This is a genomic window from Aliivibrio sifiae, assembly GCF_002954715.1.
Taxonomy (GTDB): Bacteria; Pseudomonadota; Gammaproteobacteria; order Enterobacterales; family Vibrionaceae; genus Aliivibrio; species Aliivibrio sifiae.
This window is the reverse complement of the sequence record NZ_MSCP01000001.1, coordinates 1,832,344-1,854,882: the sequence shown is the minus strand read 5'-3', so window position 1 is coordinate 1,854,882 and position 22,539 is coordinate 1,832,344. Positions and strand designations below refer to the sequence as shown.

Annotated in this window: 20 protein-coding genes and 3 tRNA genes; 3 read left to right on the top strand and 20 right to left on the bottom strand. The window is 39.4% G+C overall.

The features are described 5' to 3' along the window. Nucleotides 1-9 precede the first annotated feature (9 nt). A complete protein-coding gene (locus BTO23_RS08270; RefSeq protein ID WP_170066707.1) occupies nucleotides 10-1,266 on the top strand; it encodes a glutamate-5-semialdehyde dehydrogenase in 1,257 nt (418 codons plus the stop codon). A gap of 80 nt (nucleotides 1,267-1,346) precedes the next feature. Here the strand turns inward: BTO23_RS08270 and lipA are convergent, their stop codons facing one another. The 12 genes from lipA to leuS all read right to left on the bottom strand — a co-directional run bounded on the left by lipA (nucleotide 1,347) and on the right by leuS (nucleotide 14,073). Next, a complete protein-coding gene (lipA, locus tag BTO23_RS08265; RefSeq protein WP_061005116.1) occupies nucleotides 1,347-2,312 on the bottom strand; it encodes a lipoyl synthase in 966 nt (321 codons plus the stop codon). Then, a complete protein-coding gene (lipB, locus tag BTO23_RS08260; RefSeq protein ID WP_060993533.1) occupies nucleotides 2,305-2,991 on the bottom strand; it encodes a lipoyl(octanoyl) transferase LipB in 687 nt (228 codons plus the stop codon). Before lipB ends, lipA begins: the two co-directional genes overlap by 8 nt. A 139-nt stretch (nucleotides 2,992-3,130) precedes the next feature. After that, entirely contained in the window at nucleotides 3,131-3,400 is a 270-nt protein-coding gene (gene ybeD / locus BTO23_RS08255; protein ID WP_060993532.1) for a DUF493 family protein YbeD, read from the bottom strand. A gap of 155 nt (nucleotides 3,401-3,555) precedes the next feature. Further along, nucleotides 3,556-4,731: a serine hydrolase gene (locus BTO23_RS08250; protein ID WP_060993531.1), complete on the bottom strand. Its 1,176-nt coding sequence runs from the start codon at nucleotides 4,729-4,731 to the stop codon at nucleotides 3,556-3,558. Between the two features lie 260 nt (nucleotides 4,732-4,991). Then, on the bottom strand, nucleotides 4,992-5,798 hold the full coding sequence (locus BTO23_RS08245) for a septal ring lytic transglycosylase RlpA family protein (protein ID WP_105063335.1): 807 nt from the start codon (nucleotides 5,796-5,798) through the stop codon (nucleotides 4,992-4,994). Then, the gene (gene rodA, locus BTO23_RS08240; RefSeq protein ID WP_105063334.1) at nucleotides 5,798-6,919 is read right to left on the bottom strand and encodes a rod shape-determining protein RodA; all 1,122 of its coding nucleotides are present in this window, start codon (nucleotides 6,917-6,919) and stop codon (nucleotides 5,798-5,800) included. Before rodA ends, BTO23_RS08245 begins: the two co-directional genes overlap by 1 nt. Next, nucleotides 6,919-8,796 carry a penicillin-binding protein 2 gene (gene mrdA / locus BTO23_RS08235; RefSeq protein ID WP_060993528.1) on the bottom strand — a complete coding sequence of 626 codons (1,878 nt, stop codon included), beginning with the start codon at nucleotides 8,794-8,796 and terminating at the stop codon, nucleotides 6,919-6,921. The genes rodA and mrdA overlap by 1 nt, the downstream gene beginning before the upstream one ends. Nucleotides 8,797-8,799: 3 nt before the next feature. Next, a complete protein-coding gene (rlmH, locus tag BTO23_RS08230; RefSeq protein ID WP_060993527.1) occupies nucleotides 8,800-9,270 on the bottom strand; it encodes a 23S rRNA (pseudouridine(1915)-N(3))-methyltransferase RlmH in 471 nt (156 codons plus the stop codon). Between the two features lie 4 nt (nucleotides 9,271-9,274). Next, a complete protein-coding gene (rsfS, locus tag BTO23_RS08225) occupies nucleotides 9,275-9,592 on the bottom strand; it encodes a ribosome silencing factor (protein WP_060993526.1) in 318 nt (105 codons plus the stop codon). Between the two features lie 52 nt (nucleotides 9,593-9,644). Then, nucleotides 9,645-10,679 carry a DNA polymerase III subunit delta gene (gene holA / locus BTO23_RS08220; protein WP_105063333.1) on the bottom strand — a complete coding sequence of 345 codons (1,035 nt, stop codon included), beginning with the start codon at nucleotides 10,677-10,679 and terminating at the stop codon, nucleotides 9,645-9,647. Between the two features lie 2 nt (nucleotides 10,680-10,681). Beyond that, on the bottom strand, nucleotides 10,682-11,242 hold the full coding sequence (locus BTO23_RS08215; protein ID WP_172795098.1) for an LPS-assembly lipoprotein LptE: 561 nt from the start codon (nucleotides 11,240-11,242) through the stop codon (nucleotides 10,682-10,684). Between the two features lie 254 nt (nucleotides 11,243-11,496). Beyond that, the gene (gene leuS / locus BTO23_RS08210; RefSeq protein WP_105063332.1) at nucleotides 11,497-14,073 is read right to left on the bottom strand and encodes a leucine--tRNA ligase; all 2,577 of its coding nucleotides are present in this window, start codon (nucleotides 14,071-14,073) and stop codon (nucleotides 11,497-11,499) included. Nucleotides 14,074-14,239: 166 nt separating this feature from the next. Here leuS and BTO23_RS08205 point away from each other — a divergent pair, with 166 nt between their 5' ends. Continuing rightward, complete coding sequence (locus tag BTO23_RS08205; protein ID WP_060993522.1) at nucleotides 14,240-14,722, top strand: zinc ribbon-containing protein; 483 nt, start codon at nucleotides 14,240-14,242, stop codon at nucleotides 14,720-14,722. A gap of 63 nt (nucleotides 14,723-14,785) precedes the next feature. Here BTO23_RS08205 and lnt read toward each other — a convergent pair whose 3' ends face one another. The 5 genes from lnt to miaB all read right to left on the bottom strand — a co-directional run bounded on the left by lnt (nucleotide 14,786) and on the right by miaB (nucleotide 20,469). Further along, complete coding sequence (gene lnt, locus BTO23_RS08200; RefSeq protein WP_105063331.1) at nucleotides 14,786-16,291, bottom strand: apolipoprotein N-acyltransferase; 1,506 nt, start codon at nucleotides 16,289-16,291, stop codon at nucleotides 14,786-14,788. Between the two features lie 110 nt (nucleotides 16,292-16,401). Next, complete coding sequence (corC, locus tag BTO23_RS08195) at nucleotides 16,402-17,277, bottom strand: CNNM family magnesium/cobalt transport protein CorC (RefSeq protein ID WP_060993520.1); 876 nt, start codon at nucleotides 17,275-17,277, stop codon at nucleotides 16,402-16,404. A gap of 69 nt (nucleotides 17,278-17,346) precedes the next feature. Then, the gene (gene ybeY / locus BTO23_RS08190; RefSeq protein WP_060993519.1) at nucleotides 17,347-17,808 is read right to left on the bottom strand and encodes an rRNA maturation RNase YbeY; all 462 of its coding nucleotides are present in this window, start codon (nucleotides 17,806-17,808) and stop codon (nucleotides 17,347-17,349) included. 21 nt (nucleotides 17,809-17,829) lie between these two features. Next, nucleotides 17,830-18,900 carry a PhoH family protein gene (locus BTO23_RS08185; RefSeq protein WP_060993518.1) on the bottom strand — a complete coding sequence of 357 codons (1,071 nt, stop codon included), beginning with the start codon at nucleotides 18,898-18,900 and terminating at the stop codon, nucleotides 17,830-17,832. A gap of 144 nt (nucleotides 18,901-19,044) precedes the next feature. Beyond that, nucleotides 19,045-20,469 (bottom strand): tRNA (N6-isopentenyl adenosine(37)-C2)-methylthiotransferase MiaB, encoded by a 1,425-nt coding sequence (gene miaB, locus BTO23_RS08180; protein ID WP_060993517.1) that lies wholly within the window; start codon nucleotides 20,467-20,469, stop codon nucleotides 19,045-19,047. A 218-nt stretch (nucleotides 20,470-20,687) separates the two neighbouring features. Here miaB and BTO23_RS08175 point away from each other — a divergent pair, with 218 nt between their 5' ends. After that, on the top strand, nucleotides 20,688-21,842 hold the full coding sequence (locus BTO23_RS08175; RefSeq protein ID WP_172794776.1) for a 2-octaprenyl-3-methyl-6-methoxy-1,4-benzoquinol hydroxylase: 1,155 nt from the start codon (nucleotides 20,688-20,690) through the stop codon (nucleotides 21,840-21,842). Nucleotides 21,843-22,089: 247 nt separating this feature from the next. Here the strand turns inward: BTO23_RS08175 and BTO23_RS08170 are convergent. The 3 genes from BTO23_RS08170 to BTO23_RS08160 form a co-directional block, all read right to left on the bottom strand. Further along, nucleotides 22,090-22,164: transfer RNA gene (locus tag BTO23_RS08170), tRNA-Gln, on the bottom strand. A gap of 50 nt (nucleotides 22,165-22,214) precedes the next feature. Next, nucleotides 22,215-22,299, bottom strand: a tRNA-Leu gene (locus BTO23_RS08165). Between the two features lie 117 nt (nucleotides 22,300-22,416). Next, nucleotides 22,417-22,491 (bottom strand) — tRNA-Gln (locus BTO23_RS08160). Between the last annotated feature and the right edge of the window lie 48 nt (nucleotides 22,492-22,539).

Genomic DNA, 22,539 nt, shown 5'->3' with positions numbered 1-22,539 from the left:
GGATATAGTGTGAATTTAGTAACCATGGGTCAAGCAGCAAAAGCTGCTGCGTTTGACTTAGCTGTTATACCAACAGCTCAAAAGAACAAAGCTCTAGCTATTATCGCTGATGAGCTAGAAGCAAATAAAGATGCAATTTTGGCTGCTAATGCAAAAGATATTAAAGCAGCAGTAGAAGCGGGCATTTCTGAGGCAATGCAAGATCGTTTATTACTAACAGAAGAACGTTTGGTTGGTATTGCTAACGATGTCCGTAACGTGATTAGCTTGAATGATCCTGTTGGCAGTGAGATTGACAGCAAAATGCTTGAAAATGGGATGTCACTTTCTCGCCGTCGTGTGCCAATTGGTGTTATTGGTGTAATTTATGAAGCACGTCCAAATGTGACGATCGATATTGCTTCGTTATGCTTAAAAACAGGTAATGCAAGTATTCTCCGTGGTGGTAAAGAGACGTTCTTTTCTAATATGGAGTTAGTTAAGGTTATTCAAGTCGCTCTTGAAAAAGCAGGTTTACCAGCAGCCTCAGTACAATACATTGAAAAGCCTGATCGCGAATTGGTTTCTGAATTACTACGTCTTGATGATTATGTAGATATGATTATCCCTCGTGGTGGTGCAGGTCTTCATAAAATGTGTAAAGAAAACAGTTCAATTCCAGTTATCATCGGTGGTTTTGGTATTAGCCATGCGTTTGTTGATGATAGTGCAGATTTAGAAAGAGCCTTGTTGGTTGTTGATAATTCAAAAGCTCAACGCCCATCAGCGTGTAATGCATTGGATACGTTATTGGTTCATGAAGCGGTAGCACCACAATTCTTAGCATTGCTTGCAGATAATATGGCTGGCCGTGTTGACTTAGTTGCTGAGCCTAAAGCATATGCATTATTAAAAGAATTTAAAGATGTATCACTACGTGAAGCGCAAGAAGGTGACTTTGATACTGAATGGTTAAGTTATACGTTAGGCGTAAAAGTAGTTGCTGATGTAAATGAAGCTGCGGCGCACATGCAAACACATAATGCGAGCCATTCAGATACGATCTTAACAAATAATATTGAGTCGGCAGAGAAATTCATTAATACAGCAGGTTCTGCTGCTGTGTATGTGAATGCGTCAACACGCTTTACTGATGGCGCTCATTTTGGTTTAGGCGCAGAAGTCGCTGTATCTACTCAGAAGCTTCATGCTCGCGGTCCTATGGGGTTAGAAGAGCTAACAAGTTATAAATGGGTAGGTAAAGCAGATTATCTAATCCGTAGTTAATCACTCTTCAATTAGCATCTAGCAAATAAATAAAAAGGTTGACGCCAAACGTCAACCTTTTTTATTTCCTGAATCCTGAATTACTTAACTTCTTCGCCTTTTGCTTGAAGATCAGCATGGTAAGAAGAACGAACAAATGGTCCACAAGCGGCATGAGTAAACCCAAGCTCAAGTGCGATTTCTTTTAGTTCATCAAACTCAGCAGGTGGAACGTAACGTTCAACAGGTAAGTGGTGGCGACTTGGTGCTAAATATTGACCTAGTGTTAACATCGTTACACCATGAGCTCGTAAGTCTTTTAGTACTTGAACAATCTCTTCTTTTGTCTCACCTAGCCCCATCATAACACCAGACTTTGTTGGTACTGTGGGATGCTGTTCTTTGAATTTCTTCAATAGATCAAGTGACCATTGGTAATTGGCACCAGGTCGCACTTTACGATATAAACGCGGTGCAGTTTCTAAGTTGTGGTTAAACACATCTGGTGGGTTGCCATGCATAGCATCTAATGCACGATCCATTCGGCCACGGAAATCAGGTACTAGTGTTTCAATACGGATCTCAGGGTTTAATTCACGAATTTCACGGTTACAATCAGAAAAATGCTGTGCACCACCATCACGTAAATCATCACGGTCTACAGAAGTGATTACAACATATTTCAGTTTCATGTCTTGAATCGTTTTTGCCAACTTCTTCGGCTCTTCTGCTTCAGGAGTCACTGGGCGGCCATGAGCAACATCGCAGAAAGGGCAACGACGAGTACAAATTGCACCTAAGATCATAAAGGTAGCTGTACCGTGGTTAAAACATTCTGCTAGGTTAGGGCAAGAAGCTTCTTCACATACAGAATGAAGGTTATTTTTACGCATTGCAGATTTGATTTCATCAATACGTTTGCTGCTTGACGGAAGTTTAATTTTCATCCATTCAGGCTTGCGTAATACTTCTTTTTTCTCGGTTGGCATATTTTTAACTGGAATTAATGCCATTTTGTCGGCATCGCGGTATTTCACGCCTTTTTCCATTTGAATTGGCTTACTCATGATGGCTGCTTTCCGTTATGTACTCAATATCAGTGTAATCAAGTAATGTTGTTAATTCTTTAATTAATAGAGGATGAACATCTTCAACGTGTTCTGCTTTATTCTCTACTGTATCATTTTCTTTTACTAAATCATGCAGTTGTATCATCTCCATTCCAGCATAGCCACAAGGGTTAATACGAAGAAAAGGAGATAGGTCCATATTTACATTCAGAGCTAATCCATGGAAGGAACAGCCTTTACGAATGCGAAGACCAAGGGAGCATATTTTTTTATTATCAACATACACGCCTGGAGCATCAGGTCGTGCAGCTGAGGTAATACCAAATTGCCCCAAAGTATTAATCACAGTATTTTCAATATGAGTGACTAGTTCGCGTACACCTGTATTTTTACGGCGTAAATTGATCAATACGTAAGCGACTAGCTGGCCAGGGCCATGGTAGGTCACTTGCCCGCCGCGATCACTTTTGACAACCGGAATATCACCAGCAGCAAGAACGTGTTCTTCTTTACCTGCCTGTCCCTGTGTAAATACAGGGTTATGCTCTACTAACCAAACTTCATCGCACGTGTTTTCATCGCGCTCATCAGTAAAAGTATGCATTGCCTTCCACACCGGCTCATAATCTTGTCGGCCAAGGTTTTTAACTACTAGACGCTTGTTCAATAGGATCACACTTGATTTGAAAATTTACGCCAATGATAGCAAGGATAGAAAGGAAGGAATAGATAAGAAATGTAGGGGTATATCAAAAGTTAAAAATGGTAGGTAATATTTTCTGCTAAATTGAGGGTGTTATTACCTACCAAGTATATTAAAGAACCATGCGAACCATTTCGATTTCTGCTAGTTCTTTATATAGTGTTTCTACTTGTTCAATCGATGTCGCTGTAATACTTACAGATACAGAGTTGTAGTTACCTTTGCCACTTGCTTTTACTTGTGGCGTGTAGTCACCAGGAGCATGGCGTTGAATTACTTCAAGTACAAGTACAGGAAGGTCTTCGTGAGCAAGGCCAACGGCTTTATAAGTAAATTTACATGGGAATTCAAGAAGATCTTTTAGCTTTGGTTGCTCTTGCATAACCGTCTCCAATCGAGAGTGGATAAATATTAGAACGTAATTTTACTGTGACCTAAGTCAGATAACAAGAGTTATAAGTTATCGAGTTTATATCACTAAAAATCAGATATAAAAAAGGCGACCTAAGCCGCCTTTATCAATTAGTTAGCCAGTATTTAGCTTAACCAACCCTTAAACATTAAAACAATGTAATCAATTAAGCGGCTAAAAATACCACCTTCTTCTACATTATTTAGTGCTAATAATGGATATTCAGCAATATCTTCACCATCAACTTGATAGAAAAGCTTACCTACAACATCACCTTTAGAGATTGGTGCTTCTAGTGTTTTTTCTAGAACAAAGCTTGCTGTCATTTTCTTCGCTTGACCACGAGGCAAGGTTACATAAGTATCTTCAGCGACACCAAGAGCGACTTCATCTGTGCTACCCATCCATACTTTTTCAGTAACGAAGGTTTCATCAGCTTTGTGTGGAGATACTGTTTCAAAGAAACGGAAACCGTAGTTTAGAAGCTTCTTACTTTCAGCTTTACGAGCATTACCAGATTTAGTGCCCATAACTACTGCAACTAAACGCATTTTACCTTCGGTGGCAGAACTTACTAGATTGTAACCTGCACCATCAGTATGACCTGTTTTGATACCATCAACATTCATACTTTTATCCCACAATAAGCCATTACGGTTATATTGTGTAATGCCGTTGTAGGTATATGATTTTTGAGAATAAACACGGTATTCTTCAGGTACGTCACGGATCAGAGCTTGGCCAATAAGAGCCATGTCATAAGGAGTCGAGTATAGGTCTTTGCTATCTAAGCCATGAACATTACCAAAATGTGTATTTTCAAGTTTTAGAGTTTTACCCCATGCATTCATTAGATCAACAAAAGCATCTTCAGAGCCTGCAACGTGTTCAGCCATAGCAACACAAGCATCATTACCTGATTGAACGATAATGCCTTGGTTTAAATCGCGTACTTTAATTGTACTACCAACTTCAATGAACATTTTTGATGAGCCAGGGAAGTTTTTAGCCCATGCATTTTTACTAATAACAACATCGTCATCCATTGAGATATTGCCACTCTCAATTTCTTGACCGATAACATAGCTTGTCATCATCTTAGTTAAACTTGCTGGATTCATACGTTCATTCATGTTCTTTTCGGCAAGAACTTTTCCTGAATGGTAATCCATTAGTACGTAACCCTTTGCCGCAATCTGAGGTGCATTAGGGATAACTGCTGGTGCAGCAACGGCAACGGTTGAGCCAAGAATTAAGCTCGATAAAATGATTCGTTTTAACTGTTTCGCTGAATTTTTCATAATAATAACTTTGCACTGTGAGGTAGTGAAACTGAATACATAATAGCAGATTTGAATATCATGACCAGATGTGTAATTAAATAACTGATTTTCTATGAAAAGAAAGCTAATAAAAATTCATAGATCTCAGTTTTACTTAAAAGATATCTTATTGTTATATAAAGACAATGCTAAATTGAACTAGTTCAATTAATGCTGTCTTTCTAAATTTAGCATGATATCCAGTTACAATATTTACTTAACGTTGACATTCAAGAAGGCTATTTTTTAAGTTCTTGAATTATAAATGCTGAAATGTAACTATTATTCTTGGCTTCTAATAGCGTTCCATCTGCAATATCACGATCTAAAAATGGGCCTAAACGTACACGATAAACAGAATTTGATTTAATAATGTTTGTTGGACTATTGAATTGCTTTTGTAGTTTTTCGGCTGCCTTTTTTGCACCATCTTCACTTTTTAATGCAACCATTTGAATGTAATACTGGTTTGGGTCTATTGCATGCCACTCATGGGAATTTTTAGGTTTATCAACTGAGATATATTCAATTTTTACGTTCGCTGTGCCTGTTTTTATGACATCTAGCTTTGTTGCTGCCGCAAAACTTAAATCAATAATGCGACCTTCATGAAAAGGCCCACGATCATTAACGCGAACAATTGCAGTTTTGCCATTGTCTTTATTGATTACCTTTACATAGCTTGGAATGGGCAGTGTTTTGTGAGCGGCACTCATTGAGTACATATCATATACTTCACCATTTGATGTTTTGTGCCCATGAAATTTTTTACCATACCAAGAGCTTTTTCCTTCTTGAGTAAAGCCTTTTGGCTCTTTAACTATTGGATAGTTTTTACCTAATAAAGTGTAATCTTTATTGCCGTATAAACTTTTCGGCTCATAACGAGGATGAGCATCTTCAACATGTTCAACGGAAATAGGTACATGAGGAGCTATATCACTATCTATTTGATAGCGACCAGCATTAGGTTCGTCTTTATTTACTGGAGGCTCAGAAGCACAGCCTGCTAATACAAGAGTCAGTGCGAGTAAAAAAATGCGCATTAATTAGCCTTTGAGTGAACTTTTCTATGTGTATGAATTGACATTAGAATACCAAAACCTGCCATTAGAGTTACCATTGAGGTTCCGCCGTAACTGACTAATGGAAGTGGGACGCCAACAACGGGAAGAATGCCGCTTACCATGCCTATATTCACAAAGATATAAACAAAAAAACTTAACACTATACTGCCTGACATCATTCGACCAAAAGCCGTTTGAGCTTGACTTGCTAAGAATAAACCGCGACCAATTATGAATAAATAAATGGAGAGTAACGCCATAACCCCAATTAAGCCCCATTCTTCTGCTATAACGGCAAAGATGAAATCGGTATGGCGCTCAGGAATAAACTCTAATTGAGATTGTGTTCCATGTAACCATCCTTTACCAACTAAGCCTCCAGAGCCAATTGCGATTTTTGATTGGATAATATGGTATCCAGCACCAAGTGGATCTGATTCTGGATTAAATAATGTTTGTACCCTTACTTTTTGATAGGGGCGCATTAAGAAAAACCATAAAATTGGGATAAAGCCACCCACAGCCACCGCAGCTGCGCAGATTATTTTCCAACTGATCCCGGCCAAGAAAATTACAAATACACCAGACGCTGCAATTAAGATTGAAGTGCCTAAATCGGGTTGTTTTGCAATCATAATGGTTGGAACAAATACCATTAATAACGCACAAAAAAGAGTTTTGATACTTGGTGGTAACGGTTTATTACCAATATATCGAGCCACCATTAAAGGGACGGCGAGTTTTATTAATTCGGAAGGTTGAAAACGTACAAATCCAAGATTAAGCCATCGTTGAGCGCCTTTAGAAGCTTCACCAAAAAAGAGGACACCTAATAATAAAATGATACCAATAGTGAATAAGTAAGGGGCGGCACCTTCGTATGCTCTAGGAGATATTTGAGCGAGTACAAACATAACACCTAATGAGAGAAGCATACGCATGGCTTGTTTATCCATCATCAACAAACTCTGACCACTGGCACTGTACATAATGACAAGAGCGCAAGCCATCAATAGTAAAATGCCTAGTAGTAGTGGTAAATCGATGTGGATACGGTGGAAAAAATCTCTATTCTTTCCTGATGCGATATCTACTCTCATTATTTTTTAGTTACCTCTTCTGAATTCGGAAGCAGTACATGGTCAAATACACTACGTGCAATTGGTCCACCTTGGGTTGAACCGCCACCCCCGTTTTCTAGAACGAGTGAAATGATGACTTTAGGATCTTTGGCTGGAGCAAAACCAGTAAATAAAGCATGGTCACGTAAGCGTTCAGCGATTTCATCTGCATTATATTCTTGGCCATTTAAGCCAAAAACTTGTGATGAACCTGATTTACCTGCGCTGACATAGGGGGTTCCTGCAAAAATACGTCTGGCGGTGCCTTTTGGTCCATTGTTCACTAAAATCATTCCATCAACGGCTAGTTGCCAATAGCTGTCTTTTATCCCTTTAATCGGAGGGTATGGATCTGGTTCAAATGGTGTTTCCGTATCATTACTAATAATTGCTTTTAGTAAATGGGGCGCCTGTACTTTACCGTGATTAACCAATACTGATGTCGCCTTAGCTATTTGCATTGGTGTCGCAGTCCAATAACCTTGACCAATACCAACAGGGATCGTATCTCCCTGATACCAAGGTGTACGGAAACGAGAGACCTTCCAATCCCTAGTTGGCATATTGGCTTTACTTTCTTCATGAATATCGATGCCGGTATAGTCACCGAAACCAAATTTCATCATCCAAGTAGATAAGCGGTCAATTCCCATATCAAAAGCGATTTGATAAAAGAAAGTATCAACAGATTCTTCAATGGCTTGCTTTAAATTCACCGTACCATGACCCCAACGCTTCCAATCTCGGAACGGTCGGGTTTTTGAATTTGGAATGCGCCAGTATCCAGGGTCGTTACGTGTTGTGAACGGTGTGACTATTTTTTCTTCTAATGCTGATACCGCAATAAAAGGTTTTACCGTTGATGCTGGAGGATATATACCAAGAGTCGCTCGGTTAACCAACGGTCGATCTATGTCATTTAATAAGGCATTGTAATTTTTACTTGAAATACCATGCACAAATAAGTTTGGATCGTAACTTGGGCTAGAGACCATGGCTAATACAGCACTGGTATTTGGTTCTAAAACAATCGCAGCACCACGTCGGCCATTAAGTTGTTTTTCAACAAACTGTTGTAACTCTATATCAAGGTTTAATACGATATCTTTACCTGGGATTGGTGGTACATATTTAAGAGTACGAACAACACGACCACGGCTATTTACTTCGACTTCTTGATAACCTGCTGTGCCGTGAAGAACATCTTCATAGTAACGTTCGATACCGAGTTTACCGATATCACGCGTTGCTTGATAATTTGCGTCTTTTTCTTCACGAGCTAAACGAGCTAGATCTCGATCATTAATTTTGGCAACATAGCCAAGTACATGGGTAAAGGTTTTACCATAAGGATAAAAGCGTTTTAGGTAGGCTTTAACTTCAACCCCTGAGTATTTGTGCTGATTAACGGCAAAAACTGCGACTTGTTCTTGAGTTAATTGAGATAATATAGGGACTGATTTAAAACGGCGTGTACGACGACGTTCTTTTTGGAAATCATCAATATTATCTTGAGTAATTGGCAGGATTTTTTGCAACTCTGCGAATAACAAAGGTAGGTTTTCTACTTTGTCTGGGGTGATTTCTAAATTAAAAACAGGGCGATTTTCCGCTAAGGGAACGTGATTACGGTCAAAAATAAGTCCTCGGTTAGGAGCGATAGGGACAATTTTGATCCGGTTATCATTTGAGCGTGTTTTATAATCTTGAAACTCATTAATTTGAATATTGTACAAATTAGTCAATAGCAGACCAATAAGCGCAATGATCCCCGCAAACGAGACGATTGCGCGGGAAGCAAATAGTCTCGTTTCGGCGTGATAATCACGAATTTGTGTGCGTTTGCGCTTAATCAACTCTTATTCTCTGTGGTAAGGATGATTGGCTGTAATGCTCCATGCTCGGTATAAGCTTTCGGCCATTACAACACGAACAAGAGGGTGAGGGAGTGTTAAAGGAGATAAAGACCAACTTTGTTCTGCCGCGGCTTTACATGCTGGAGATAACCCTTCTGGACCTCCAATCAGTATAGATACATCTCGGGCATCTAATTTCCATACTTCTAACTGCTCTGCTAGTTGCTCTGTATCCCAACGCTTACCCGGAATATCTAGAGTGACAATGCGGTTACCTTTTGGTACTGCAGCAAGCATTGCTTCCCCTTCTTTTTGAAGAATTCGTGCAATGTCTGCATTTTTACCGCGCTTACCAGCGGTGATCTCTACAAGTTCAAGAGGCATGTCTTTTGGGAATCGGCGACTATATTCTTTATAGCCTTCTTCAACCCATTTTGGCATTTTAGTACCAACAGCAATTAATTGAAGTTTCAAAGAATTAGCTCCATAGCTTTTCTAGTTGATATAGCTCACGATGTTCTTCTTGTAAGATATGAATCATGACGTCACCCATATCTACAACAACCCATTCACCTTCTGCTTCGCCGTCTACACCGTATGGCATTAAACCAACTTCTCTTACTTTATCTGAAACATTAGAGGCAATTGAGCTTACATGGCGTTTTGATGTGCCTGTACATACAATCATAAAATCGGTAATGCTTGATTTGTCACGAACATCAAGAGTTATGATGTTTTCAGCTTTCATATCATCAACGTGGTTGAACAGAAAATCATGCAGTTCTTTATCTTGCAAAGTAATCACCTAGAAATGGGTTATTTATAAGGAGTATATCAGTGAAACTCGGTTAATGAGAGAAGTTGGGTGTCACTGAAATGTGAATATTACACATGTCTAATGTCAATTGGCTAAGTTGTGGCCAACAATTAGTATCAAAATCTGTTTTTGTCGCAATTTCCATTCTCGCTAGTGAGCGAATTAAATGTTGTATTTGCACCATTGATAAACGTTGCAAGGCAGCTTGGTACAAAGCACGGCGGTTTTGCCAAACTTTATGGCGGTCAAAAACAGTAAACATAGCTTCACCTTGAGTGATTGCTTGTTGAAAGTTCTGTAATACAAAGAGTTCTTTTTGCAATGTTCTTAAAAGAATCACCATTTCAGTACCTTCGCTCTCTAATTGACGAAGGATCCTTTGTGCTCGTTTTGCTTGACCTGACAGTAAAGTGTCAACTAATTGAAAAGGTGTGAAATGATTATTTCTATTTAGCGCTTCTTCAATACGAATTAAAGTTAGTAAGCCGTCAGGGTATAAAAGAGCTAACTTATCTAAACTTTGTGCAAGGGCAAGTAGGTTACCTTCATGCCATTGAGCAAGCATTTGTATTGCCTCTGCATCTGGTTGTAATTTTAGCTTTTTACAACGCTGTTGAATAAAACGAGGTAGCTGTTGATTATCGGGCGTATTACAAGGAACAAACAAACCAAGCTGAACTAATGCTTTAAACCACTGGCTATTTTCTTGAGCTTTATTAACTCTTGGCCCTTGAACGACTAATAAAATATCATCGTGAAGAGCTGGTACCAGTTCTTTGATTTTATTGGTGTGTGCTGTTGTAATTCCAGTTTCTGGAATGGTAAGTTCAAGTACTTGTCGAGATGAAAATAAGCTTAAAGCTTGAGTGCAATCAAAAATCAATTCCCAATCGAGTTGTTTATCGAGTGTGAATTGATGCTTTTCTTCAAAGCCATGCGTGAATGCTGTTTGGCGAATGATATCAAGGCTTTCTTGTTTTAATAGTGGTTCATTACCAAATAATAGGTAGCACTGACGTAAACCACGTTCTAAATTTTGCACTAATTGTTCTGGGAATATTCTCATCGTTATTGTGCGTTGTCTGCTGATGAGTTCATTGTTTTAATGACTTCTTTTGTTGCTACTGTTGTTTCGGATTTATCAGCGTTCGTAATGGTGTCATCTAGCACTGTTTCATCATTATCATCAGCTTTCAGGCGAGCCATTTGACGTAAGATTTGCTCTGCAGCTTGAGTGCGCATTTCATCTTCAATCATGTCTCGTTCAACTGATTTTGCCAATGCAGTTAATGGGTTATCAAGGTAATTACGGTTTACGGTTGTTGTGTAGGCTTTGATGTCATGCTCAGGAATAAGTACGCTATAACTAACAGTGTAGGTTAATTCTAATTCAGCAGCGCGACTGTTTTGATAAAGAGAGAGCGTTCTTTCACTGATACTTTCACTAATTAAGTTCAAGCTAGGTGTAACGGTTGTTGGAGCAACTTGGCTGATCCCATTCATTCTAAGTTGTTTTTGTACGTTACGGGTTAAATCACTGTATTGGTCAAAACTGGTTAGTGATATTTCGTGCAATTCTTCAGGAAGAAGGTAATTTCCACGTAGATGAAAACCACATGCGGAGATCATGAGTGATAGAGTTAATACAATTGTTGTACGAAGAGAAAATAGAGATAAAAGTCGTTTCACCGAGTAACTCCCTCAAATGGTGATAAAAATGTTTATTTAATTATTCTATAGGTAATGCGATATATTGCATAAGATAAAACACTTAAATAAACATAAGCGGATAATTCCGCTTATGTTTTAAATAGAAAAGTAATTAGAAAAAAGGTTCAAATTACTTTTTTGCTGCTAATTAATAAACCAGTAAATTGGTAAAATTAGTTAGCTACAATGTTTAATAGTTTGCCCGGTACATAGATAACTTTACGGATAGTTAAACCATCTAAGAATTTAATTGCGTTTTCATCTTTTAGACCAAGCTCTTTAACTTGCTCTTCTGTTGCATCAGCAGCAACAATCAGTTTTGCACGCAATTTACCGTTAATCATAACAACGATAGTTTTTTCATCTTCAACAAGTGCTTTTTCATCAAATGTTGGCCATGCCGCTGTATCGATGTTTGATTCACCTAATGCATCCCACATTGCAAAGCTTGCGTGCGGAGTCATTGGGTAAAGCATAACAACAACTGCTTTTAGCGCTTCATCAAGAAGGGCACGGTCTTGTGCTGATCCTTGAGGTGCTTTATTAAGCTTGTTCATCAACTCCATGATTGCAGCAATCGCTGTGTTGAATGTTTGGCGACGGCCAATATCATCACTTACTTTTGCAATGGTTTTGTGAACATCACGACGTAGTGCTTTTTGGTCACCAGAAAGAGCGGCAACATCTAACGCGTCAGTTGCGCCTTTTGTTGTGTGCTCGTGAACTAATTTCCATACACGCTTAAGGAAACGACTTGCGCCTTCAACGCCTGATTCTTGCCATTCTAGAGTCATATCAGCAGGTGCTGCAAACATCATGAATAGACGTACTGTATCAGCGCCAAACTTATCAACCATCTCTTGAGGGTCAATACCGTTGTTTTTAGACTTAGACATTTTGATCATGCCTGAGTGGTCAACGTTACGGCCTTGGTTGTCGATTGCTTTCTCGATGCGACCTTTTGCGTCACGCTCAATCGTTACATCTGTTGGTGCGATCCACTCTTTTGTGCCTTTTTCATTAGTGTGGCTAAATGCATCTGCAAGTACCATACCTTGACATAAAAGTTGCTTGAATGGTTCATCAGAGTTTACATAGCCCGCATCACGTAGAAGCTTGTGGAAGAAGCGAGAGTAAAGAAGGTGCATACATGCGTGTTCAATACCACCAACGTATTGGTCTACTGGTAACCAGTAGTTTGCTTTTTCTGGGTCTAGAATATCGTCAGCTTGTGGTGAACAGTAACGTGCATAGTACCAAGATGATTCCATGAAGGTATCAAAGGTGTCTGTTTCACGTAGTGCTGGTTCGCCGTTGAATGTCGTTTTTGCCCATTCTTTATCAGCTTTGATTGGACTAGTTACACCATCCATTACCACATCTTCAGGAAGAATTACTGGTAGTTGGTCAGCAGGAACAGGGTGAACTTCACCATCTTCCGTTGTTACCATTGGGATTGGAGCACCCCAGTAACGTTGACGAGAAACACCCCAGTCACGTAGACGGAAGTTTACTGTTTTCTTGCCTTTACCTTCTGCTTCTAATTTCGCAGCGATGGCATCAAATGCCTCTTGGAAAGCAAGACCGTCGAATTCACCAGAATCAAACAGAACGCCTTTTTCAGTGTAAGCCGCTTCAGATACGTCTACATCAGAACCATCTTCAGGTTTAATCACAGGGATGATATCTAAGTTGTATTTAGTTGCAAATTCATAATCACGTTGATCGTGAGCAGGAACTGCCATTACAGCACCCGTGCCGTAATCCATTAATACGAAGTTTGCGACAAAAATTGGCACTTCACGACCGTTAAGAGGGTGGATAGCACGTAGGCCTGTATCCATACCTTTCTTTTCCATCGTAGCTAATTCAGCTTCAGCAACTTTGGTGTTACGACATTCTTCAGTGAAAGCGAATAGCTCAGGGTTTGTTGCTGCCGCTTTCTCTGCAAGAGGATGACCTGCTGCGATACCAACGTAAGTTACACCCATTAGCGTATCTGGACGTGTGGTATATACTTCTAAAGGAGCTTCTTCGCCGTTAACAGCAAAAGATAGCTCTACGCCTTCAGAACGACCAATCCAGTTGCGTTGCATGGTTTTAACCATTTCTGGCCAACCATCAAGGTTATCTAGATCATCAAGAAGCTCTTGTGCGTATTCGGTAATTTTAATGAACCACTGTGGAATTTTCTTTTGTTCAACAGGGGTATCACAGCGCCAACAACAACCGTCTTCAACTTGTTCGTTTGCAAGAACAGTTTGGTCATTTGGGCACCAGTTTACAGAAGAGGTTTTCTTATAAACTAAGCCTTTGTTATACAGCTTTGTGAAGAATTCTTGTTCCCAGCGGTAGTACTCAGGTGTACAGGTTGCGAATTCACGATTCCAATCGTAACCAAAACCTAATAGTTTAAGTTGGTTTTTCATGTATTCGATGTTTTCGTAAGTCCAAGGCGCAGGTGCTGTTTTGTTTTTAACCGCTGCATTTTCAGCAGGAAGACCAAACGCATCCCAACCAATAGGTTGCATTACGTTTTTGCCTTGAAGACGCTGATAACGAGAAACCACATCACCGATGGTGTAGTTACGTACGTGACCCATGTGTAGACGACCACTTGGGTATGGGAACATTGAGAGGCAATAGAATTTTTCTTTGCTTGCGTCTTCAGTTACAACAAATGTTTTGTTGTCGTCCCAATGTTTCTGGATCTTTTGTTCAAGATCCTGTGGATTATATTGTTCTTGCATCGATTTACCCAGTTATGTCAGTGGATCACAAAATTTGTGAGATCGGTTTGATCAGATAATACTTGATCAGCATAGAATAACTAATGGAGCGCTTATACTCAAGCGACCTGATAACCTTTAACTCACTCTTCGCTATATAAATCTAGCGAATTCTTGGAGGTGACTTATGTCTAAGCAAAAAACAGGTTATAACGCTGTCTTTGAGCGTGTGATGAATGTATTGGAAAGAAGCCCTGAAGAATTTCAGCATTGGGCTAAATCATCAGAAGAGGTGGTTGAAGCGGCCTCTGATATGACCAAAGACGAACTGGAATTAATTTCAAGTTATGTAAGAAGAGATATTAAAGAGTTTGCGCAAAGCTATGAGGAGAGTAAAACAACGTTTCCTGATTCTCCTTTTTACCGATTAATTGCAGATTCAATTTGGCATGGTTTACTTGAAATTACAGATAAAACGCAAGTGGAATGGAAAGAAGTGTTTGATGATTTAGAGCATCAAGGGGTTTACCAAGCTGGTGAAGTGGTCGGTTTAGGTATTTTAGTGTGTGAAAAGTGTGGTCACCGAGAGCAATTTAATCATGCTCAAATTATTCAACCATGCACGCATTGTGAAAATGAAGCGTTTACACGCGTGTCATTGAAACCATAGCTCTTCACTATTTGAAAGAAAGATGGTCTGTATCTCAAGATGATATACAGACCCTTTGTGTGATTATCGACGCTTACACCAAGCAATAGCCAACGATAACATGACAAGCAGATACAGGGGCCATGTTCCCCAATAACGATAAGGGGTGGTTCCTGTTGTCGGGATCACTTCACCACGCAATACCGCCGTTGTAAATTGTGGGATTTGCTCAGTAATATTGCCTTTATGATCAGTGATAGCTGTTACTCCATTATTTGTAGAGCGAATGACAGGTTTACCTGTTTCTAATGCTCTCATTTGAGCCATTTCCATATGTTGTAATGGCCCAATCGAAGTACCAAACCAAGCATCATTAGAAAGCGTTAAAATGTAATCCGTTTGCTCGGTAATGTTTTCTCGAACTTGTTCACCGTAGACTATTTCATAGCATAATGCTGGAGCTAAGCGTGTACCGCTTGCTTCCATATTTGGTTGAATGTAATCACCACGACTGAATGAAGACATTGGTAGATTAAAGATAGGAGCCAATGGACGAAGTAATTTCTCAAAAGGTACAAATTCACCAAAAGGAAGAAGGTGGTGCTTACTGTATCTTGGCTGATCAGTATAATCATAACCACCAGTTCCATTCATCCCTAAAGAAATTATATTGTTATAAAAATTACCAGTAGGGCTTTGACCAACAACACCAGTGATAATAGTACTATTATTCATTGTGGCAGCACTATCAAGATTACGTAAAAAACTTGGTATTTCCATTTCTAATGCAGGGATTGCCGCTTCTGGCCAAACAATTAAATCCGCATCCCAATTCTTACGTGTTAAATCCATATATTTCATGATGGTTGGCCAACGTTCCCTTGGTAACCATTTTAAGGCTTGGTTGATATTACCCTGAATTAGAGCCACTTTAGTTACTTTATCTGGCTGAGGGGTGACCCAATCAAAAGGCTTAATCGCAAAAGAGGTTGCAGCAAGAATTGCAGGTATTAGTAATAAGCCCCATTTTTTTTCTAATAGAGCGTAAGCAATAGCCCCTGAAGAAATGAGAATAATAGCCGTGATCCCTTCAACACCAAAAATAGGTCCCCATACTGATAATGGGCTGTCTATTTGGCTGTAGCCTAACCATAACCAAGGAAAACCAGTAAATACCCAACCACGAAGCCAATCTGTAACCAACCACAATGCAGGTAAAGCGAGTAGGTATTTACTTAACGATGAATGTGAAAAGAATCGAGTTGTTAGGAAGGAAAATAACATCGGGTAAAGAGCAAGGTAACTGATAAGGCCAATCATTAAGAAAAGACCAGCAGCCATTGGCATGCCACCAAAATTATCGATACTGACATGAACCCAGCTTACACCTGCGCCAAAATAGCCTAAGCCCCAAACAAAGCCTAACCAAGTTGCTCGTTTCGTTGTTTGTTGGTGTAATAATAAAAATAAGCAAAGTGGAGAGATAAAAGCAAAAGGCCATAAAGAATAGGGAGCAAAAGCCAATGTGGCACCTGCACCAGAGATAATGGCAATAAGAAGGCGAATAAGGTAATGATTCAAAAATGGCATGGAAGGTCTCAAACAAATAATGAAAGAACAGTTAGGTAATATCAGTTGTTGTAATTAGTCTTCAAAAGTCTGATAAAGTTCAGCCGCTTATTGCTAAGCGGCTGAGGATATTACTCTTCTTCGTGTTTCTTTTCCGATTCTTTTTCAGGAATCGTCACTTGAAGTTGTATGATGCGACGGTTATCGGCAGCGGTGACTTTAAAAGTAAAGCCTGATATTTCGATAGTTTCGCCGCTTTCAGGTAAATGCCCAAAACTGGTTAATACTAAACCGCCAACGGTATCAATCTCTTCGTCACTGAAGTGTGTTGAAAAAGCGTCATTAAAGTCATCGATTTCAGTTAAGGCTTTCACAGCAAAAGTGTGTTTGCTTAACTGACGGATGTCTTTTTCTTCTTCGTCATCAAACTCATCTTCAATATCCCCAACAATTTCTTCAAGGATATCTTCAATGGTAACTAAACCAGAAACTCCACCAAACTCATCGACTACGATGGCCATGTGGTAACGCTCTTCTCTAAACTCTTTTAAAAGTTTATCAACACGTTTGCTTTCTGGTACTACAACAGCAGGTCGAATAACTTGTTCGATCTCAAAGGCTTCACAATCTGAGCCTAAGTACCTTAGTAAGTCCTTCGCAAGGAGTATTCCTTCAACATGGTCTTTATCCTCACTGATCACAGGGTAGCGTGAGTGTGACGCTTCTATGATTGTTGCTATCAGTGATTCTAGATCTTGTGTTTTCTCTACAGTGACCATCTGAGAGCGCGGTAACATGATGTCTCGAACTCTCATTTCAGATATTTCCATTACACCTTCGAGCATGTCTCGAGTGTCGTGGTCAATAACTTCATTTTCCTCAGAGTCTCTAAATACATCTACCAATTCTTGGCGATCTTTAGGTTCCCCTTGAAATAGTTGGGAAAGGCGTCCTAAGAAGGACTTTCTACTCGGACCTTCTGTATTCTGTGAATTTTCGTCGTTCATGGCTTCTTTAAAAGTAGTTGCTATCAATGTGGATAGCTCACATAAGTAACTATTGGATTATTCCAACAATTATTTCTCAGCGAGATACGGGTCTTCAAAGCCCATTTCTTGCATTAATTCTGTTTCGAGAGATTCCATCTCTTCAGCTTCTTCATCCTCGATATGGTCATAACCTAGCAGATGAAGACTGCCATGTACAACCATATGCGCCCAATGTGCTAATAAAGGCTTGTTTTGCTCAACAGCTTCTTTTTCAACAACTTGACGACAGATGATTAAATCACCTAATAAATCGATTTCAATTTCGGGCGGTGCTTCAAATGGGAAAGACAATACATTAGTTGGTTTATCCATACCGCGGTATTGATGGTTTAACTCATGACTTTCTTTTTCATCTACAATTCGGATTGTTAGTTCTGCTTGTGGTTGAAATTGAGGAAGCACTGCATTTAGCCAAGACATAATGTCTTTTTCAGAAGGCAGGCCTTTTTCATTTTCACATGCAATTTGTAGATCGAGTTCAATGCTCATGGCTCACCTAAATTTATCGTACTAGTTATTTTCAGAGTCGATTAAACGTGCTTCACGTTCCTGCTTTCGACGCTGTTCTTCTAGTTTACGCTCTTTTTGATCATTTGCTTCCCATTTTTCATAGGCATTTACAATACGGGCGACAACCGGGTGGCGGACAACGTCATCGGCAATAAAGAAATTGAAGCTAATTTCATCAACTTCAGATAATACTTCAATAGCGTGACGTAAACCTGATTTAGCTCCACGGGGTAAATCTATTTGAGTGACATCGCCTGTAATTACCGCACGAGAATTAAAACCAATACGAGTTAAGAACATTTTCATTTGTTCTACAGTGGTGTTTTGGCTCTCATCTAAAATAATAAAAGCATCGTTTAATGTACGACCACGCATATAGGCCAGTGGTGCTACTTCAATTACATTACGTTCGATGAGTTTTTCAACACGCTCAAACCCAAGCATTTCAAATAGCGCATCATAAAGAGGACGTAGGTAAGGGTCGACTTTCTGGCTTAGGTCACCTGGTAAGAAACCCAGTTTTTCGCCTGCTTCAACCGCTGGACGGGTTAGAAGAATACGACGAACTTCTTGTCGTTCAAGTGCATCAACTGCTGCTGCAACTGCTAAATAGGTTTTACCAGTACCGGCAGGACCAATACCAAACGTAATATCATGAGTTACCATATTGGTTACATATTGCGCTTGGTTTTCTGTTCGTGGTTTTATAAGGCCTTTCTTAGTCTTGATAAAGATTTCTTTGCCATAAGGGATGGTAGAAACGTCTTCTTTGTCTTGCTCTAATATGCCTGATTCTTTTACCGCTAAGTGGATCTGTTCAGGTTCAATATCAGGATATTGATTTTTAACAGGTGCAGTGTCTACGTATAGATCTTTTAAAATATCAACCGCAGCAGAAACAGTATGAGGTTTACCTACGACAGTAAAAAGATTGCCACGATAGTTTACTTCTACACCTAAGCGACGCTCAAGGTGCTTTATGTTGTCATCAAATGGACCACAAAGGCTGGATAAGCGTTGGTTATCTGCTGGCTCTAAGGTCAACTCTAATTTGGTTGTTTTAATGCTCAATGTCGCCTCGCATATTAGTAACTATGGGATATATCTATTATTTATTGGGTAAAGAGTAAACTTTCTCAAGACCAAATAAGAAAAAAGATGATCAAGAAACCTCAATCATCTTTTTTTGTCTCGGTTTTTACTGATAATGTCACATTATGGTGTAAAAGTTCCAACACCTAAGTCGTCTTCACGACGTGTTTTTTCCATCATTTCAGAAGGAGAAACTGCAACACGCAAACCCATGTCTTTTTCTGTACGAACTAGCTCACCACGTAGTGAGTTAGTGAATGATTCAGTAATATGAATATCAACAAACTGGCCGATTAACTCAGGACTACCAATAAAGTTAACAACACGGTTATTTTCAGTACGAGCACGAAGTTCCATTGGATTACGTTTTGATGGACCTTCAACTAATGCACGAACTTCTGTATCTAGCATTTGACGAGAGAAGCGTGCTGATTGGAAGTTGATTTGCTGTTGAAGCTCTGCTAAACGGTCTTTTTTCGTTTGTTCAGGGATATCACATGGATAATCAGCAGCAGGGGTACCAGGACGTGGAGAGAAGACAAAGCTGTAGCTCATATCAAAATCTACGTCTTTAATTAGTTTCATTGTGTCTTGGAAGTCTTTCTCTGACTCACCAGGGAAAGCAACGATGAAATCTGAACTGATTAAAATATCAGGACGTGCTTTACGTAGCTTACGAATAATCGATTTATACTCAATAGCAGTATGAGGACGCTTCATCATCGTCAGAATGCGATCTGAACCACTTTGTACTGGTAAATGTAAGAAGCTTACTAATTCAGGTGTATCTTCATATACTGCAACAATATCATCCCCAAACTCTAATGGATGACTTGTTGTAAAGCGCAAACGGTCGATACCATCAATAGAAGCAACCATACGAAGTAATTCAGCAAAAGTACAAATGTCACCATCATAGGTAGGACCGCGGTAAGCATTTACGTTTTGACCTAGTAGGTTAACTTCACGTACACCTTGACCGGCTAGTTGCGCAATTTCAAACAATACATCATCTAATGGGCGGCTAACCTCTTCACCACGAGTGTAAGGAACTACGCAGTAAGTACAGTATTTTGAACACCCTTCCATGATAGAAACAAATGCAGATACACCATCTGCTTTTGGCTCAGGAAGATTATCGAACTTTTCGATCTCAGGAAATGAAATATCCATTACTGGTTTTTCATTTGACTGAGATTGCTTGATCATTTGCGGTAAACGGTGAAGCGTTTGAGGCCCAAAAATAACATCAACATAAGGAGCACGTTGACGAATATGATCACCTTCTTGAGTTGCTACACAACCACCAACACCAATAACTAAGTCTGGTTTTTTATCTTTTAAATGTTTCCAGCGGCCCAGTTGGTGAAACACTTTTTCTTGTGCTTTTTCACGAATTGAACAGGTATTTAATAACAGAACATCCGCTTCTTTTGGATCTTCAGTTAATTCATAACCATTTGCGGCACCTAAAAGATCGGCCATTTTAGATGAATCGTATTCGTTCATCTGGCAGCCCCAGGTTTTGATTAGCAGTTTCTTAGTCATGTAACTTTTTCACTCGTATTTTATTACTAGAATTCGGTACAGTTTTGAGAGACAAGCTCAATCAAAACGGATAGGGCGCGTATTGTACTGCTTTCCACGCTTAATGACTAGATGTAGACGTCCTTGAATATTTTATGGGTATTATTTGAGTGATTCAGATTCAGCGTAAATCACGGTAGAATGAAGGAAATTATTGACTCATATAAGGTCTATGGATGATGAAAGAATATGATTATACGATCGTGGGTGGTGGAATGGTGGGAGCTGCTACCGCTATTGGTTTGTCGAAATTAGGATATAGAGTTGCTGTCATTGAATATAAAGCACCAGATCTTTTTGATGATAGCCAATCAATGGATATTCGTGTTTCTGCTATTTCTCAATCTTCTGTTGACCTACTTGAAGCTTTAGGGGCTTGGCAATACATTAAAGAAATGCGTGTATGTCCTTATAAGCGCTTAGAAACATGGGAACACCCTGAATGTCGAACACGTTTTCATTCTGATGCACTAGATATGGAGCAACTTGGCTTTATTGTTGAAAACCGTCTAATCCAATTAGGGCTATGGCAAGTGTTTTCTACTTTTGAAAATTTGAACGTTATTACTCCTGCAAAAATTGCTGATCTTGAGTTTTTTACTGACCACAATGTGCTGACATTAGAAAATGGCGATAAGATTAAAACAAAATGGGTTATCGGTGCTGATGGCGCTAATTCTTATGTTCGTCAGAAAGCAAAAATAGGGATTACGGCTTGGGATTATCGTCAACATTGTATGTTAATCAATATAGAGACCGCTGAAGCTCAACAAGACATTACTTGGCAGTGGTTTACCCCTTCTGGTCCTCGATCCTTTCTTCCTCTACATGGAAATAAAGGCTCTTTAGTCTGGTATGACTCTCCTCAACGGATTAAACAGCTTTCTTCTATGAACTCAATTCAATTAGAAAAAGAAATTAAAGCGTATTTTCCACAAGAGTTGGGAGAATTTACTGTTGAGCAATCAGGTTCATTCCCTTTAACTCGTCGACATGCTCAAAAATACGTCGATCACCGTTGTGTTTTATTAGGAGATGCGGCTCATACCATTAATCCTTTGGCAGGACAGGGCGTAAATTTGGGTTTTAAAGACGTAAAAGTACTATTAGAAGAAATTGAATCCAAAGGACTTGAGGTAGATAAAGCATTACGTATTTATGAATCAAGACGAAAAGCAGATAACTTAGCTATGCAAAGCAGTATGGATTTGTTTTACACCTTATTTAGTAATTCATTACCAGCGGTTAAATTTTTACGAAATGTCGGTTTAAAACTAGCCGACTCTTCAGGAGCATTAAAAACGCAAGCGTTGAAATATGCATTGGGTTTATAGAAATAATATCAGGGGGGCTAGAGCTTAGGGATGAGTAAAAGCGAATCTGCACAAGGTAGGGTGATCATTTGATCACCCTTTTTTATCACGTGATTGCTAATCTAATTAATCTTGCTACGAAATTATCTGACCATGAACTTAAATTGATTAATATAAGGAGAATATGGATATATGAGAAGATATATTGAAGAGGAGTTGTACAGACGAAAAAAAAGCCCATCAAATTAATGATGAGCTTTCTTAAAAGTGGTTGGGATACCTGGATTTGAACCAGGGAATGCCGGCATCAAAAGCCGGTGCCTTACCGCTTGGCGATATCCCAACAGAGAAGATTAAATCGGTAGTTAAACCAAGATAATACATCTTTAAATATGGTGCGGACGGAGAGACTTGAACTCTCACACCTTGCGGCGCCAGAACCTAAATCTGGTGCGTCTACCAATTCCGCCACGTCCGCGTTCTTCTAGTTGTTAATTAAAACAAAGAGTAGAAATTTTTTATAGTTAGGAGACGAATTGGAGAAGTCTTTCTAACGTTGTCATAATTAATCAGGTTGCATCAATTATGTAAATAGTGGTTGGGATACCTGGATTTGAACCAGGGAATGCCGGCATCAAAAGCCGGTGCCTTACCGCTTGGCGATATCCCAACAGAGAAGATTAAATCAGTAATTAAACCAAGATAATACATCTTTAAA